Here is a 16,207-nt window from a genome sequence, read left to right on the forward strand (position 1 = left end):
GGGGCGTTAGACGCCCCTAATGAACACACACGGTTTACAAAAATATTTAGAACTGTGCTTTAAACGCCACACCGAAATAACGGTCTGCATCACGTGGAATTTGGTAACGGAAATTGTCACCGCTATACGTAGTTGCATAGCTGTCATCCAACAAGTTCTTTGCTATCAATGACACACGGAACGCATCATCTTTGAACGACAAGCCTATGCTCGCATTAAGCATGTTGTAATCTGGCAACAGCGATGCGGGGTTGAAGTTACCGGTATTACCTGGCAGGTCAGAATATTGCTCATCGGTATACACGTATGATGCGTTGTAATACACGTCAAAACCGTGTGAGGTTTCCATAAAGTACTCTGCTGATAAGGAGTACTTCATATCAGGTGAGAACGGCACATCCAGACCTGAACGGTCAGTACATGCGTCAGGGTCTACTTCTACCGGGCAATTAAATTCGTCGATTTCTGCCTTCGTGTAAGCTGCACCACCGATTAAGGTTAGGTTTTCCGTAGCATTCCACATGAAATCAACTTCAATACCTTGTGTAGTAACATTTCCGGCATTGGTTAAACGCGTAATACAGGCACCGTCTGAACAATCGAAGTTATTCGCTTGGAAACCTTCAATGTCAGTGGTAAATAATGCAACGTTAAATAGTACATTGCGGCTAGCGTATTTGTACCCAATTTCAAATGCATCAGACTCTTCTGCGCCGATAGGACGTCCATCATTTGCGGGGTTGAAGTTATAGTAAACGTTGAAGCCAGGGCCTTTATAACCCTGAGAGTACATACCATAAATCATCTGCCCTTGGGCGACATCATATTGAATACCAATACGTCCTGATAGATTGGTTTCATCTACGCTGCCCTGAGTGTCAGTATTTTCAGTAGCCGGACGCACACCTACGCCACGGCGACCATATTCGTCGTTATTGACACGACGATGGGTGTAAGACACTTCGTCGTCGGTATAGCGCAAGCCGAAAATAAGACGCATGTCATCGCTAATGTCATAGGTGCCATCGCCATAAAGTGCCCAGTTATTAAACTCTGTACTCATGTACGCCGTTGCTGAGACAATATCATTTGCATTACAACTTACACCTAGTGAAGCGGCATAAGCGTCTAAATCACCAAGTGCAGTGCTTAGTGCGTCACCTGATAAATTATTCTCTGCGTAAAATGTAAGGGCTTGATCAAGTTGCCCGTTGTTATTTTGACAGCTCGCATCACGCGTAAAGTTACGCTCAGAGTCCATGTTCCAGTAGAAAAGGCCTGCCAAGAAATTAAACGGACCGTCTAAATTAGATGCTACGCGGAACTCTTGAGAAAACTGGCTCCACTCTTGAGGGCCTACATCGTGTAATTGAAAAGGTACGCCAAATACAGGTTCGTTGCTATCGCCCGCGATAGACGTAAAGTCACCCTCTCGGTATTCGGTGTTTTCCCACGAACGCTGTGCAGTAATTGATGTGTACGTGTAGTCACCTACCGTTTTATCTACCTGTACAGAGAACGCTGAATGATCATCAATAGTACGAGACTCAAAATCATGATCGATTCGACGCTGGTCAAGGTCTATATCGGCAACGCCATCAACGATGCCATTGCTGTTTGGTGCAGCTTTAGAGTCAGGGTTTCTGCCACTTGGGAGACCTTCTAAATCAGCACAGCAATCATCATCTGCACTATAGAATTCACCGATAAATTTAACGGTCAAGTCGTCTGCGGGCTCATATAGCACGACTGCGCGAGCACCTTCGCGATCGTAGCCATTAACCTTTTCGTTGTTATATACATTGTCGATGTAACCATCGAACTTACCTTGGAATAACGTCAAGCTTGCTGAAAGCTCATCGGTTAGGCCGCCACTTACGGTACCTTTTAAACGATATTCATTGTCTTGATAAAACTCGGTAGATAAGCTGCCAGTCAGCTCTTGAGAAGGATCTTTTGTGGTAATGTTAACCACGCCCGCAGAGGCGTTTTTACCAAAAAGCGTTCCTTGCGGGCCACGTAGCACTTCAATTCTATCCACATCATATAGGTCGGCAAATGCTTGGCCTGAACGACCTAACACAACCCCATCCACGACGGTAGCAACACTGGGCTCGGCGGCAATACTAAATGAAATAGTACCAATACCACGAACAGTAAGTGCTGAATTACGGGTAGTTGTTCCTTTTCTAAAGCTTACTGAGGGTACAAGTGCTTGCAAGTTTTCTACATTATTGGCGAAGGCCGATTCAATTTGATCACCGCGCAATACCGAAACAGCAACAGGTACATCACTAATACTCTGAACGCGCTTTTGCGATGTAACGACAATTTGTTCAAATGATTTTTCATCGTTTTGCGCTTCGGTTTGTTCTGCGTCTTGCGCATAACCATGTGCACTTACGAGTAATCCAGATGTCATTGCGAGCGTAACCGCTCGGCTTACAATCGACCTTCTTGTTTTCATGTTGTTCTCCAGGGGTGTTTCGCTTATCGCGCTTTTCATCCTTCGGTATCAAGCAAGGCGTGAACGTATGAAGGTAAAAAGTGCTTGGTTTTTATTGTCGCGGCGTAGGGTACAGCGCTACGCGATTTTCATTTTAAATAAACGGTCTTATGTATAAGAGTTATCTTGCATCTAATGTCTTATATAAGAGTGATTAAGTTAAACAATTGTTAAGTGATTTGCAAACGCTATGTTAATTTTTTTGTGTTTTTTCTATACAGCGCAGAAATTGATAAGGGGAGCGAGGCAGACGCCTCGCGTTTGACTTATTGCGACGTGGCGCTCGTCAGTCGCTTTAAGCCGTTCTCATACTTCACTCTCCACCACTTCAGACTTACACCCACTGCAATAAAGCAAGTGGCCCAAAGTGTTAATAAAATGGGAGTGAAAGCACTACTTAAGCCTCCCACAAAGCCGATGGGAGAAAACATTAGGTAGAGTGTGGCAATTAGGCTCACAAGTACAATGGCGCAAGGAATAGCGTATCGCCACGGCGTCATATTAACTTCGGCTTTGGGGATAAATTGCCATGGTGTCGCCATAGGGTAGAGGTTGCCTATAACCAGCATAATGGCCAACTCAATTGCAAATAAAATGGCGTAGATATGAATGAAGTTTATCTCAACGTCCCAAACAAACTTCAATAGACCATATGCGATTACATGAAACACAATGGCGACCTTGGCAGCTAGCGCTGGCACCCGTTTCGTAAATAGTCCAACAAGTACAATGGTGATAACCGGAATATTATAAAAGCCGGTGAATATTCGAATTATTTGCCACAAGCCCTCGGGTGCTAACATCAATAGCGGCGCAGTAATAAACGAAAGAATGGCGATAACTAAGCTTGTTATCTTGGCTACGCGGATAAGTTTTTCATCACTTACCTTATCTTTCTTAAGTGGCTTGTAGACATCTAAGCAAAACAAAGTTGCCGCGCTGTTAAGCAGAGAATTAAATGAGCTGAAGACCGCGCCCAATAAAACCGCTAGAAAGAAACCAGATAGGTATTGTGGAAGCACATCTTTCACTAAGTGCGGGTATGCCAAGTCGATAGTTTGTAAGTTGTCGTCTTGATAAAGATGGTAGGCAATGACACCGGGAAGCATCATCATAAAGGGCACTAGCACTTTGAAATAACCTGAAAATAGAACGCCTTTTTGACCCTCAACAAGGTTCTTGGCACCCAGCGTTCGTTGGATAACGTACTGATTTGTTCCCCAATAAAAAAGGTTAGCCAAAATCATACCCGTAAATATGGTGCCAAAAGGCACAGGGTCTTCCGCGCTGCCTATGGCATTTAGCTTTTCCGTTTCAGTGGTGGCAATGGTTGCAAGACCATCGCTGAAATTACCTTCTCCCAAGGCAATAAGCCCTAAAACAGGGACAAGTAATCCAACGATAAGCAGGCCAATGCCGTTAATGGTGTCAGACACTGCCACTGCCTTAAGGCCGCCGAATATGGCGTATAGCGCACCAATAGTGCCAACTACAACAATTGTGAAAATAAGACTGGCTTCATAACTTATGTTGAAAAGCCCTGGCACATCAAATAAGCGAAGTACCGCAATTGAGCCTGAGTAAAGCACAGAAGGAATGGTGACAAGCGAGTAGCCAACCATAAACAGTACCACTGTCATTCGACGCACACTATCGTCAAAGCGATCGCGTAAAAATTCTGGCAGCGTTGAAAATGCACCGGCTAAATAGCGAGGTAGAAAGATAAGCGCCATAATAATGGTTGAAACGCCCGCGGTGACTTCCCATGCCATTGCGCTTAGGTTGTAGCCAAACGCCGAGCCATTAAGACCAATAAGTTGTTCGGCTGAAAGGTTTGTTAAAATCATGGACCCGGCAATAAAGGTACCAGTCAGCCCCCGCCCCGCAAGGAAATACCCATCTTGTGTATTTACCTCGCCTTTTGTTTTCATGTAAGAGATAACAGCAACGAGCGCCATAAACGCGATGCATGATAAAAGGGTGAGGGTGATATCCATGAACTATTCCTTGTGAACTACTACGCTGGCCACACAGTGGTGTCAGACATGTCCATATCGGTGTGTTGAACCTCTGGTCCAAAAGTAATGTGCTTACCTTTGGGTATAAACACTGCCATTTCATTTAGCGCCAGTACGGCTTCTTTATAATCGCCACCGATTAACACCTCATTCGTGCCAAGGCGCACCCATTCGCCCTTGGGTAAGTAGTATTTTATTTTGCCACCGGGCACGACACAGGGTACAACCAACAGGTCATCGCCACACATAAATTGCTGTTCGAAAGCATGCGCTAACGGTTCATCGGGAAATGCCAACGCCATAGCTCTTTGCACTGGTAAGCCAGATACTGAAGCTTGCTCGGCTGTTTTTTGTAAATAGGGGATTAATCGGTAGCGCAGTTTCAATGCTTCAAATACAGCGGCTGACGCAGCGTCGCCATACGACCAGGGTTCGCGAGGGCCTATGCCGTGAAGACGCATGTGAGCACTGAATACAGAAGCTTGAGTCCAGCGCACATATAGCTCTGCATCGCGAGTATCTTTATAAAAGCCGCCTATATCAGTGGCAAAAAAAGGACCGCCTGACATGCCCCAAGACAAACTACCTCGGATACTCGCCGAGAGACCGTGCCAGTCAGCTTGCGGATCGCCTCCCCATTGTGAAGGATAGCGCTGACTTCCTGTCCACGCTGAACGACTAAAAAGAAAGGGGCCGGTTTTACAATACTTCTGAGCAGCCTCATAAACGCATTGGTTGTACAACTTACTATAAACATTATGCAGGCGATTACCTGAGTCGCCACTGTATGACAGCATGTTGTCATCTTCGATTTGCTCACCAAAATCGGCTTTAATCATATCGACACCCAACTCAAACAAAGGCTTATGTGACTCTCGCCAAAACTCGTAGGCCTCTGGGTGCGTGAAGTCCAGAATACCTGAGTCGGGAAGGGGAGTAAGCACTTCGCCAAACGGGCTTAAATCCCACTCATAGCGATAGGCTTCACCCGTTCGCTTATCTTTTATCAGCCAACCGTTGTCTGCTGCTTTTTTAAAGAGTGGGTTTTTGACCGAAATCATCGGGTATTCCCACACACAAATCTTGAAGCCTAGCGCTTTTAGCTCGTCAATGACGGGCTTTGGATCTGCGTAACGTTTCGGGTCCCACTCAAAAGCGAAGCGCGTATCAGTATCCTGCCACGCTCTGCCATCTAAGGTGATTACGTCACAAGGCATTTCTTTCTCGCGCACTTCTCGTGCAACTGCCAAGAGTTCTTCGGCGTCTTTGTAGTACGCTTTTGAGAGAATAACGCCTAAACTCCATGTCGGTGGTGTAGGAGCGAAGCCGGTAAGTTGGCTGTAAGTATGAATGCTTTTAGCTGGTGTCGCCTCGTGGTAAAGGAACATATCTAACAGTGCATCTTCAACAATGCACACATAAGCGCGCTGCGACCATAGGGCGTAACCCACACCGTGAGTAACAGGGGAAGGGGTATGAATAAATAAATTCCAGCCTTGCGGACTCCACGCGTATGGCGTGTTTTTATAAGACTTTTCGGCATTCACACCGAGCGCATCATGATTGTATGACCGAACGAGCTGGCCGCGTTTGTCCAGCTTAGCCCATTTTTCCCCAAGGCCGTATACCGCTTCATCATAGCCAAGTTCAAGACACACAATCCATTGATTATCAGTTTTAGCAAACGGGGGAAGGCGGTGTTGTCGCACAAAATGCCCATCAGTCGCACTTTGCTGTACGAGTTCGTCGTTTTTGTAGAGCTTAAAGTGAAGCGGAGAAGCGAACAACTCGAGACGATAGTCACCACCGAGTAATGTGCAGTGATCTTTATCGCCAGAAAATACCAGTGTCTCATTTTCACACTTGCCAGTGAGCATGCCGTAGACGTGTTGGTCGTCATCAGTGTTTTGAATACGCAGACCAAACTGACTGATTGATAGCTTAAGTTGACCATATTGAGTAGGTACAACAAGCATATCATCACTTGCTAAATAAGGTGTCTGGACAATATCCGCGGGTTCTATGCTGTTCCAGTCTGGCTCTACTGTGTTAAAGGCATTGCTCATTAGTACACTACTCTACATGTCTTATATAAGACATAAGTTAATGAAATGTAACTTTGGTGTCAATGTGCATTTGGAATTTTATAACAATAAACTAGCAGCCAGTGAGCGCTGCTGAAAAGATAATCGCCTATATAGATTGGTGTAAGGTAGGGGCATTTTGTACGATCAAAGTCAGGCCGCTAATAGCAAGCATGGCAAGGGCGATGGCGCGAACGGTTTTAGGTTCTACTTTAGCGGCAAGTAATCGACCAACGCGGGTAAAAATCAGGATGACCGGGATGGAACAAGCGCAGGCGAAAATAACGTCATAAGTAGGTAGTGTGCCAAAGAGAACAATACTTAGGCGAATAAGTGCGGTAACACTAAATACCGCTAGTAACGTAAAGCGAATTTCGTTGATTGGCCAATTCTGTCTATAGCACTGGAAAACAACAGGAGGGCCAAATGTCGAAAACAACCCGCCTAAAAGCCCGCCCACAGTGCCGGCTATCGCAAAACCAGAATCTCGGCCAGAAGCGGGCGCTTTTGTTCTTTTAATCAATAGCAACAAACAACAGCTGAGTATGGCAATACCGAGTAATAAGTTTAGCCAGGTTGTCATGCTATTAGAGAGATACTCCAATAGCGCATAGCCTACTGCCATAAATGGCACACCACTTAACAGCATAATCGAGAAGGCACGCTTGTTCACTTGTTGTGTGTTCTTAATCACAAGCGATACAGAGTTAAATAGGCTCAAGAAACTGACTAAAAACGTGGTGGCTGTCAGCGGCATAATATTAAATAACGTAAAGCTAGATACTACCATCAAGCCAAACCCAAAGCCGCTAAGCGTTTGTAGTACGGTAGCGAGACCTAAGAGGGCAAACATGGTCACGAGTGTTTCCAGTAGCATCCAGTGTAATTCCTACGATGTATGTGATTTAAATCAAAAATGCGCTATAACTCTTGTGTATGATATAACAACAGAATAATAAGCATTAGGTTACGGTTTCATGTCGACATCTCAATTTGACCACAAGCTTGGCGGTCCAAGTCTTGCTTTCCAGCCTTTGTACCAACAGGTTGCCGAGTATATAAAGCAACTTATTGTAGAGCGTAGGTGGCAACCTGGCGAGATGTTACCCAGTGAATTTAAACTTGCCGACGAATTTAAAGTGAGTCAGGGAACGGTGAGAAAGGCGCTTACGTTGCTCACTGATACAAAAATTGTGACCCGTCGACAAGGCGTCGGTACCTTTGTGTCTGAGCACACCGCCCAAGATGCACTCTTTCGCTTTTTTCCTCTGCAAGCTGATGGCAAAGGTGCTGACCTGCCAAAAGCAGAGTTGCTCAGTAAAGAACAAATTGAGCCTACTGAAGCAGTGCAAGAAGCGCTGGCTATTTCAGCAAAAGACAAAGTGATAAAGCTTAAGCGAAGACGTATTTTAGATAATGAATTCTGTATGTTAGAAACCATTTATCTACCAAGTAAGTTATTCGCCGATATTGATAAGCGCGAAGATATTCCGCATACGCTTTATCACTTCTACCAAACTGATTACAACCAAACCGTATTTAAAACGCGAGACAGTATCAAAGCTGTGCTGGCAACAAAGAGTGATGCAAAAAGCCTTTCTGTTGAAAAAGGTGCACCATTACTTTTAGTCACGCGCGTAACCGAATCTATCGACGGTAAGCTTATCGAGTATCGAGAGAGTAAATGCCGCACCGATCATTATCACTATCAAGTTGAGTTGGATTAACGCGTTCATCATTTCTTCAAAATGATTCTGTGTTTGTCTTTGATAAACGGCTGGTCAAATCCTATTGATTAGCCGAGTTATTCCTTTCTACCTACTCTCAGTCACATTCTATCGCCCAACAAGTTGTAGCTATCTAGGCTCCACTTGCGGTTTTTTGTCGTATCTCAATAAGTTTGTTAACACTTTGTTGACAATGTTTGGTCGCTATAATAACTTATGTCTTATACAAGACTAAAGTGTAGTGATAAACTTACTTTATCTCAACAACAGATTACTAAGGTTGAATACGCGATGGATAAAATACCAGAGGTAGGCTTTGGCTTTTGGAAAGTAGATAAGGCAATTTGTGCCGATACTGCTTATGAAGCGATTAAGGCGGGCTATCGCCATTTAGATTGTGCGTCTGATTATGGCAACGAGAAAGAGGTGGGTGAGGGTATTAAGCGCGCCATCGAAGATGGTCTTTGTACCCGAGATGAACTTTGGATAACGTCAAAGCTATGGAACACTTTTCATGCGCCAGAGCATGTGGAGTTGGCGCTAGATAAAACACTGGCTGATTTGCAGTTGGATTATCTTGATTTGTATCTTATCCATTTTCCTATAGCGCAAAAATTTGTCCCTATTGAGACACGCTACCCGCCAGAGTGGTTTGCCGACCCAGAGGCCGACGAGCCTAAGATGGAACTCGCCCCTGTCCCGCTTTATCAGACGTGGGGAGCAATGGAATCATTAGCTGATGCAGGTAAAGTAAAGCAGATTGGTGTGTGTAACTACAATACAGGCCTCATCCATGATCTTATGGCCTACGCGCGTATCAAGCCCGCTATGCTACAAATTGAATCACACCCTTACCTAACTCAAGAAAGGTTAATTCGCTTAGCCAAAGATTATGGCCTTGCTGTAACAGCGTTCTCACCACTTGGCGCTTTATCGTATTTGGAATTAGAAATGGCTGATCAAACCGAGTCTGTGTTAGAGCAGAGTGTCGTAAAAGCAGCGGCAAAAGCCCACGGTAAAACACCAGCGCAGATTGTGTTGCGTTGGGGAATTCAACGCGGCAATGCCATCATTCCTAAAACGTCGAAAGTTGAACGTATGAAAGAGAATCTTGCATTGTTCGATTTCACCCTTAGCGATGATGAAATGCAGGCAATTTCTGGATTGAACGTTAACCGCAGATTTAATGACCCAGGTCACTTCTGCGAAGCTGCTTTCAATCGCTTCCACCCTATTTACGACTAGGAGTAAAACATGAAAAACGTCAACCAGACCTCAAGTGTTGAGTATGCAAATGTCGCCACTCAGCATCATTACAATGATGATGTGTTTCCTCAAATCGTGGTAAATAACGGGCATTGCAAAACAGTGGCCGATACAGTGGCATTTGTAAACGCCAATCAAACTGAGCTAGAAGGCAAGCTTGCCAAGGCTGGGGCACTTCTGTTTCGCGGCTTCCCTATTGACTCCGCTGAGGCCTTTGACGTTTTTTCTGCAGGGTTTGGCTACCCAAATTTCACTTATCAAGAGTCTTTATCTAACGCGGTGCGCATCAATTTTACCGAACGTGTTTTTACCGCCAATGAAGCGCCCAAAGATGTAGAGATTTTCTTGCATCACGAAATGGCGCAAACTCCCATTTCGCCCAGCAAGCTGTTCTTCTTTTGTCAGTCTGCCGCAGAGCAAGGCGGTGCTACGCCTCTTTGTCGTTCGGACAAATTGTTTGAAGCCCTAAAGGCAGAGAACCCATCACTTGCTAGCGATTTCAAAGAAAAAGGGTTGAAATACACCACAACAATGCCGGCTGCGAATGACGCTAATTCTGGCCAAGGTAGAAGTTGGAAAAGCACGCTAAGCGTTGAGACACTTGAAGAAGCAGAAGCGAAGCTACAAGAGTTAGGCTACAGCTGGCAGTGGCTTGAAGATGGAAGCTTGAGAGCGGTAACACCGGTCTTACCTGCCGTTATCGAGTTAGATGATGGTGCTGAGGTTTTCTACAATCAGCTAATTGCTGCCTACATGGGGTGGAAAGGTGTTCGAGAAAATCCCTCGTCAGCCATTACATTTGGTGATGGCAGTGCTATTCCAAAAGACGGCTTAGAACGGGTGTCTGAATTGGCAGAAGATTTTACCTTTGACCTAGAGTGGCAAGACGGTGATGTAGCCATTGTTGATAACTATCGCGCAATGCATGGTCGACGTCCCTATTCGGGCGAAAGAAAGCGCGTAGTTCTTGTGGCATTGGTAGCCTCAGAGCGATAATTGAAATGAATGACTTAGCCGTTAAGTGTAAAAATGTTTGGCCGGGGTTGGGTATTGCAACCATTACTGGAATGGCAGCACTCTTTCTTAGTGAGCATTACAATGCGCCGGCTATGTTATTTGCGCTACTGCTAGGTATGGCAGTGTCGTTTCTTTATCAGAATGATACGCCGTGTTCGTGTGGCATTGATTTTACCGCCAGCACATTGTTGCGAGCAGGTGTTGTTCTACTGGGGCTGCGGATAGCGCTTGGCGATCTTGCAATACTCGGCTGGCAAACTGCCTTAATGCTTGCTTTTGCAATATTTACAACGATTGTTTTGGGTGTTTTTCTTGCAAAGTCGTTAGGCTTACAAAAACGCTTCGGGGCATTAACGGGTGGCTCTGTTGCCATTTGTGGCGCTTCTGCGGCGCTGGCGATTTCCACTATTCTTCCTAAAGGCAAAAATCACGAGCGAGATACCTTACTGACGGTTATTGGTGTGACTGCCATGTCCACAATTGCCATGATTGTGTACCCTATTTTATCAGCTCAATTAGGCATGAACGATACCGAAGCCGGTATATTTCTTGGGGGCACTATTCACGATGTCGCCCAAGTAGTCGGCGCGGGTTATTCAGTGTCAGATAGTGCTGGTAATATGGCGACTCTGACAAAGTTAGTTCGCGTCGCGATGCTGATGCCAGTGGTACTTATCATGATGTTGGTGATCAAACGCTTTTATAGAGCAGATGCCAAAGCGGGTGAAGGGGATATTCCCAAAATGCCAATGTTTCTTGTTGGCTTTATCTTATTGATGCTGTTGAACAGTTTTGTGTCCTTGCCCACTGTGGTGGTTGAAACCGGTACACAGGTCTCTCGCTTTTTTTTGGTGGTATCGATAACGGCCATTGGCATGAAATCTAATTTAGGAAAGCTGGCCGAAGTTGGCGTGTTACCCATCGTTATGATTATCACAGAAACGCTTTGGATAGCGTTACTCATTCTGGGTTATTTGTTTCTAATTTAGGCGTTTTGGCGCCCACAATAAGCGTGGTGTTTACCACACTGTCATTGTGGTGTTTGGTTAAGAGGTGTGAGTGGTGAAAAAGCGCGGTCTTCATGAGCTTTATGCTGAAAATCCTATAGAAGCTGACAAAGCTGTTTTTGGCAGAACAAGTGATACGTTAACACGTAGAGGATTTCTCTCGGGACTAAAAGGGTTATCTATTTTACTTGGGGCCGAAGTGGTATACGGACGCTTTATGCCAGCAGGTCTTATTCCCGCTGCGTTTGCCCAAAGTGACTCGCCATTTACGATTGAAGGTAAGGAAGGATTAGTTGTACTCAATGACCGACCTGTCAATGCAGAAACGCCCGCGCATTTACTTGATGATGCGGTTACGCCTGCAAAACACTTTTTCGTGCGCAACAACGGCATAGTGCCACAAAACCCCAATGCCAATTCATGGTCACTTACAATCGAAGGGGAATCTGCAAAGCAGTCGCGAACCTTCACCCTTGACGAGTTAAAAGCCGAATTTACGCATTACACCTATCAACTTACATTAGAGTGTGGAGGCAATGGTCGTGCAGAATTTTCTCCCGCTGCAACAGGTAATCAGTGGACAACGGGAGCGGTAGGGTGTCCTCGATGGACAGGAGTTCGTTTGAAAGACGTTCTACAGGCTGTCGGTGTAAAAGAAGATGCAGTGTACATTGGCTATTACGGAGACGATCAGCACTTGAGTCGTACACCAGGGAAAGCAGCAATATCGCGAGGTGTACCTATCCATAAAGCCATGGAAGATGAGTCGCTAATAGCGTGGGAAATGAATGGTGAGCCCTTACCGCTGATGAACGGCTACCCGCTGCGATTGGTGTTTGGCGGCTGGCCCGCTTCAACTTCTGGAAAGTGGCTTAAAAAAATAGTCGTGCGCAATAAAGTTCATGACGGCGCAAAAATGCTCGGTAAAGCCTACCGCGTCCCGTGCAAGCCTGTAGCGCCGGGTACGTCTGTTGCCGACGAAGACATGTGTATTATTGAAGCGATGCCGGTCAAATCGCTCATCACTTTCCCTCAATCAGGAAGTACCCACAACGTGTCTGAGCCACTGAAACTAAGAGGGCATGCATGGTGTGGTGAGAGTGCGGTAGATAACGTATACGTGTCTATCGACTTTGGGCAAACGTGGCAAGCCACTACCTTAACCGCTCCGGTAAATAAACACGCATGGCAACACTTTGATGCTAAGCTTCGCTTCCCTCAGCAAGGGTACTACGAGGTGTGGGCGAAAGCTGTAGATAAGCAAGGCAAATCGCAACCCATGGTGTTACCGGGATGGAACCCTAAAGGCTATCTGAACAATGCATGTCACCGTATAGCACTTAAAGTGGTGTAGGCATGACTTTTCGTATTCTTTCCTATGTTTGTACATTTACACTGTGTTTACTGTCCTCGTCAGTGCATACTGTGGCCGCCGACAAGAGCGCGGCGATAGTCAATTCTACCCAAAGCAACGACCCTCAATCTGGGCTTGTAATAGCTAAGGGTATGAGTCTGGTTCAAGCCCACTGCAGTGCGTGTCACTCACCATCACTTATCACGCAAAACGCTATGAGCCGAGAACGTTGGCTAGAAACCATACGTTGGATGCAAGAAACCCAAAAGTTGTGGCCACTGGGCGATGCAGAAGAAGATATTCTTGATTATTTGTCGACATGGTATGGCCCTAAAGTTTCTGCGAGACGTCCACCCTTAGCCCCTCATCTTTTGCCGAAATAAATTGTCAGCTTTTTCTTATCTTTGCCGATAAACAATAACACGCTCTAATTATTACTGGCTTTCCTTGTTATTTTTTTGTTACTAATAACAATTGCAAAGCTCAAATGTTCTAATAACTCTACTTCAGACTAATGGTTAAGTTACTCATAATTCTGTTAATCTGATTAGTAGTACTTATAACGACAACAATACTGGTAAATACTTATGTTTGTTTCTCGCAGTAAATATGAAGAAAAAGACGCGCAGGTTCGTCAGCTAGAAGCGCGCGTACAAGACGCTATGGACAAAGTTGCAGCGTTAGAAGCAGAAAATGCTGAGCTTTTGGCATCTGTTGAATCGGCTGCGCAAAAAAGCGCGCAGAACGATTCTGTTGTGATGAAATGTGCGGTAGATGCGCTGTCGCAAATAGCAGGTATCCGCGAAACTGTGCTGGCGACTTACGAACGCATAGATGCTGAGAATCAATCTAGTGCCGACATTAACGACATTTTTAGTTCGTCAGCAGCCACGTTAAAGAAAATTGTGAGTGACATGAGCGGTCTTAACGTTCAGATGGGCAGCATGAGCGAACGTATTTCTGGCCTGTCGACAACGGCTGACAACATCAATAAATTTGTAACCACAATTACCAGTATTTCTGACCAAACAAACCTACTTGCACTTAATGCGGCAATTGAAGCGGCGCGAGCTGGTGATGCAGGCCGTGGGTTTAGTGTTGTGGCAGATGAAGTACGTGCACTTGCTACTGAAACCAATAAGTCGGCAACAGAAGTATCTGAACTCGTTAACGGCATCATCCAGTCAACGTCAAAAGCGGTATCAGGTGTTAACGAATTACGTGGTAACAATGAGCAGCTTGAGGCCGGTATCAATGAACTGAACGGTAGTTATGAAAGCATGGTTCAGCATTGTGACAGCATGAAAAACACCATCAACGATGGTGTGTTGAGCACATTTATTCAAACTGTGAAGCTTGATCACGTTGTGTGGAAAGCCGACGTATATGCGGTGTTGTGTGGCTACAGCCAAAAAGCGGTATCTGACTTTGGCGATCATACAAGCTGTCGTCTTGGCCGTTGGTATAGTGAAAATTCAGGCAAGCCAGTTTCACAGAACGCTGCATTTAGAGAGTTGGAAGCGCCACATGCAGCAGTTCACAAACACGGTATCGCTGCTATGCAAGCAAAGCTTAATGGCAATACTGCCGAGGCTGATGCCAAGCTCTTAGAAATGGAGCAGGCCAGTCATCGTGTAATGGCATTGCTAGACAGGTTGGCAGGCTAACACAATGGGGCGCATCGGCTGATGCGCCATTGACTAAAGGGGCTTTGAGTGAGTGGTTCCTATTCTGCAGAGCAAGAGAGAATTGCTTCGCTTGAAGCTCGGGTCAATTCGTTAGAGCGTCAGCTAAAACGTCAAAAAATTGCACGAAAAAATGCAGAGTCCTTTCTAGAAAGTTATTCTCAAGATGCCTATCTGGCAAATCAAGCGCTTCGCAAGTCGCTAAGCGACTCGAAAAAGCGAGAGCGTGAACTTCTTTATCTCAATCGCACCGCAGCAGAACTTACCAAGTCGCAGAGCTCTAAGGGCTTTATTCATTCTGCATTGTCATCTGCGGTTGAATTCAGTGGCGCTTATTGTGGCAAAGCTCTCATTGTTAAGGATAAAAAAATCGTTGTCGGAGACGACGACAGCATCTTAATGGGTAAAGGTGAGTGGCAAAGCAATACTGATATTACCGCGTTGTTTCTCGAGACATTGCCTTTACATTTAGAGGAAAGCTACGAGCACTGGTGTATCAGTGTGGCAGAGAGGCCTGACACAAAACAAGAAGCTCGTGTGCTGCATTTTATGCACGAGGTAACTAAAGGGGAATTTGCTTGGTTAGCTTTATTGACCAACGATGATAGCCTTGATGAAGAAATGTTATTTGTGCTGGACACCACAAAGCACTACATCAACTTTAACTCTCGTTATCAAAGTAAAAAAAGTTTGCTTAACCATCAGCAAGATGAACTGAGCTCTATCAAAAAAGATCGTGATACATTGGAAGCGAGATTAGTTAGCGCAGACAAGATGGCAATGTTAGGTCAACTTGCCGCAGGTATAGCCCACGAAATTAATAATCCCATCGGTTACGTAAGAAGTAACACTGTTGTAGCTAAAGAGATTTTTAACGACTATCAACATGCATTAGCGGACATAGGCAGACTATGTAACGAGGCCGGGGGCGAGCTAAAGGATAAGTTTCACGAATGTGAAAAAGGCTACTCGTTAAATGAGAGTGCAGCTGAGATAAAGGAAATGTTTGATGAGTCGCTAGAGGGAATTGAGCGCATCATTGAAATAGTGAAAGCGCTAAGAAGCTTTTCCTACCCGGGTTCTGGAAAACACGTAAAGTTAAGTGCCATTGAGTCTATGAATTCAGCCATGAAACTCACCAACAACCTACATCGCTATAAAAACCAAGTGTCATTGGTGGCCGAGCACGGCGATGTGGCATTTATGGGAAATGCCGGGCAGATTCAACAAGTGTTAGTGAATTTTTTAACTAACGCTATTTACGCCACTCCGGAAGGAAAGCATATCTATCTAAAAGTTGAAAAGCGCGATGATAAAGCGCTACTCATCGTCGAAGATGAAGGAATAGGTATGTCTCAAGATGTCTTGCAGAAAGTGTTTACGCCTTTTTTTACCACTAAACCACCCGGTGATGGCACCGGATTAGGCATGTCGATTTCCATGACTATAGTTGAAGAACACAATGGCGAAATTGATATACAAAGTGAAGAAGGTAAGGGCACGCAAATAACGCTTATTTTGCCATTAGTCTAAAGTATTAAAT

Annotated in this window: 12 protein-coding genes; 8 read left to right on the forward strand and 4 right to left on the reverse strand. The window is 45.2% G+C overall.

Annotated elements, in window-relative coordinates; all coding sequences use genetic code 11:
• Positions 1–46: 46 nt before the first annotated feature.
• From LHL20_RS01350 to LHL20_RS01365, 4 genes are all read right to left on the reverse strand, one after another.
• Positions 47–2,467: a TonB-dependent receptor gene (locus tag LHL20_RS01350; protein ID WP_226431948.1), complete on the reverse strand. Its 2,421-nt coding sequence runs from the start codon at positions 2,465–2,467 to the stop codon at positions 47–49.
• Between the two features lie 305 nt (positions 2,468–2,772).
• Positions 2,773–4,503, reverse strand: coding sequence for a solute:sodium symporter family transporter (locus tag LHL20_RS01355; protein WP_226431949.1), 1,731 nt, complete (start codon positions 4,501–4,503; stop codon positions 2,773–2,775).
• A gap of 20 nt (positions 4,504–4,523) precedes the next feature.
• On the reverse strand, positions 4,524–6,590 hold the full coding sequence (locus tag LHL20_RS01360; protein WP_226431950.1) for a glycoside hydrolase family 31 protein: 2,067 nt from the start codon (positions 6,588–6,590) through the stop codon (positions 4,524–4,526).
• Positions 6,591–6,717: 127 nt separating this feature from the next.
• Positions 6,718–7,485: a sulfite exporter TauE/SafE family protein gene (locus LHL20_RS01365; protein WP_226431951.1), complete on the reverse strand. Its 768-nt coding sequence runs from the start codon at positions 7,483–7,485 to the stop codon at positions 6,718–6,720.
• A gap of 100 nt (positions 7,486–7,585) precedes the next feature.
• On the opposite strand from LHL20_RS01365, the gene LHL20_RS01370 reads away from it, so the two are divergent.
• The 8 genes from LHL20_RS01370 to LHL20_RS21155 all read left to right on the forward strand — a co-directional run bounded on the left by LHL20_RS01370 (position 7,586) and on the right by LHL20_RS21155 (position 16,197).
• Complete coding sequence (locus LHL20_RS01370; RefSeq protein WP_202262772.1) at positions 7,586–8,335, forward strand: GntR family transcriptional regulator; 750 nt, start codon at positions 7,586–7,588, stop codon at positions 8,333–8,335.
• A gap of 291 nt (positions 8,336–8,626) precedes the next feature.
• The gene (locus LHL20_RS01375) at positions 8,627–9,580 is read left to right on the forward strand and encodes an aldo/keto reductase (RefSeq protein ID WP_226431952.1); all 954 of its coding nucleotides are present in this window, start codon (positions 8,627–8,629) and stop codon (positions 9,578–9,580) included.
• A 9-nt stretch (positions 9,581–9,589) separates the two neighbouring features.
• Positions 9,590–10,597: a TauD/TfdA family dioxygenase gene (locus LHL20_RS01380; protein WP_226431953.1), complete on the forward strand. Its 1,008-nt coding sequence runs from the start codon at positions 9,590–9,592 to the stop codon at positions 10,595–10,597.
• A 5-nt stretch (positions 10,598–10,602) separates the two neighbouring features.
• Positions 10,603–11,607 (forward strand): YeiH family protein, encoded by a 1,005-nt coding sequence (locus tag LHL20_RS01385; RefSeq protein WP_226431954.1) that lies wholly within the window; start codon positions 10,603–10,605, stop codon positions 11,605–11,607.
• Between the two features lie 115 nt (positions 11,608–11,722).
• The gene (locus LHL20_RS01390) at positions 11,723–12,979 is read left to right on the forward strand and encodes a sulfite oxidase (protein ID WP_413228872.1); all 1,257 of its coding nucleotides are present in this window, start codon (positions 11,723–11,725) and stop codon (positions 12,977–12,979) included.
• Between the two features lie 2 nt (positions 12,980–12,981).
• Entirely contained in the window at positions 12,982–13,362 is a 381-nt protein-coding gene (locus tag LHL20_RS01395) for a hypothetical protein (RefSeq protein ID WP_226431956.1), read from the forward strand.
• A gap of 204 nt (positions 13,363–13,566) precedes the next feature.
• A complete protein-coding gene (locus LHL20_RS01400) occupies positions 13,567–14,646 on the forward strand; it encodes a methyl-accepting chemotaxis protein (protein ID WP_226431957.1) in 1,080 nt (359 codons plus the stop codon).
• A 48-nt stretch (positions 14,647–14,694) separates the two neighbouring features.
• Positions 14,695–16,197: a sensor histidine kinase gene (locus LHL20_RS21155; protein ID WP_226431958.1), complete on the forward strand. Its 1,503-nt coding sequence runs from the start codon at positions 14,695–14,697 to the stop codon at positions 16,195–16,197.
• Positions 16,198–16,207: the final 10 nt, after the last annotated feature.

Origin of the sequence: Alteromonas sp. McT4-15, assembly GCF_020515205.1 — a bacterium.
GTDB lineage: Bacteria > Pseudomonadota > Gammaproteobacteria > Enterobacterales > Alteromonadaceae > Alteromonas.

Bases quoted from the DNA above. Each gene is read 5' to 3' on its own strand.
- LHL20_RS01350 (WP_226431948.1), bottom strand. From the start codon at position 2,467: ATGAAAACAAGAAGGTCGATTGTAAGCCGAGCGGTTACGCTCGCAATG.
- LHL20_RS01355 (WP_226431949.1), bottom strand. From the start codon at position 4,503: ATGGATATCACCCTCACCCTTTTATCATGCATCGCGTTTATGGCGCTC.
- LHL20_RS01360 (WP_226431950.1), bottom strand. From the start codon at position 6,590: ATGAGCAATGCCTTTAACACAGTAGAGCCAGACTGGAACAGCATAGAA.
- LHL20_RS01365 (WP_226431951.1), bottom strand. From the start codon at position 7,485: ATGCTACTGGAAACACTCGTGACCATGTTTGCCCTCTTAGGTCTCGCT.
- LHL20_RS01370 (WP_202262772.1), top strand. From the start codon at position 7,586: ATGTCGACATCTCAATTTGACCACAAGCTTGGCGGTCCAAGTCTTGCT.
- LHL20_RS01375 (WP_226431952.1), top strand. From the start codon at position 8,627: ATGGATAAAATACCAGAGGTAGGCTTTGGCTTTTGGAAAGTAGATAAG.
- LHL20_RS01380 (WP_226431953.1), top strand. From the start codon at position 9,590: ATGAAAAACGTCAACCAGACCTCAAGTGTTGAGTATGCAAATGTCGCC.
- LHL20_RS01385 (WP_226431954.1), top strand. From the start codon at position 10,603: ATGAATGACTTAGCCGTTAAGTGTAAAAATGTTTGGCCGGGGTTGGGT.
- LHL20_RS01395 (WP_226431956.1), top strand. From the start codon at position 12,982: ATGACTTTTCGTATTCTTTCCTATGTTTGTACATTTACACTGTGTTTA.
- LHL20_RS01400 (WP_226431957.1), top strand. From the start codon at position 13,567: ATGTTTGTTTCTCGCAGTAAATATGAAGAAAAAGACGCGCAGGTTCGT.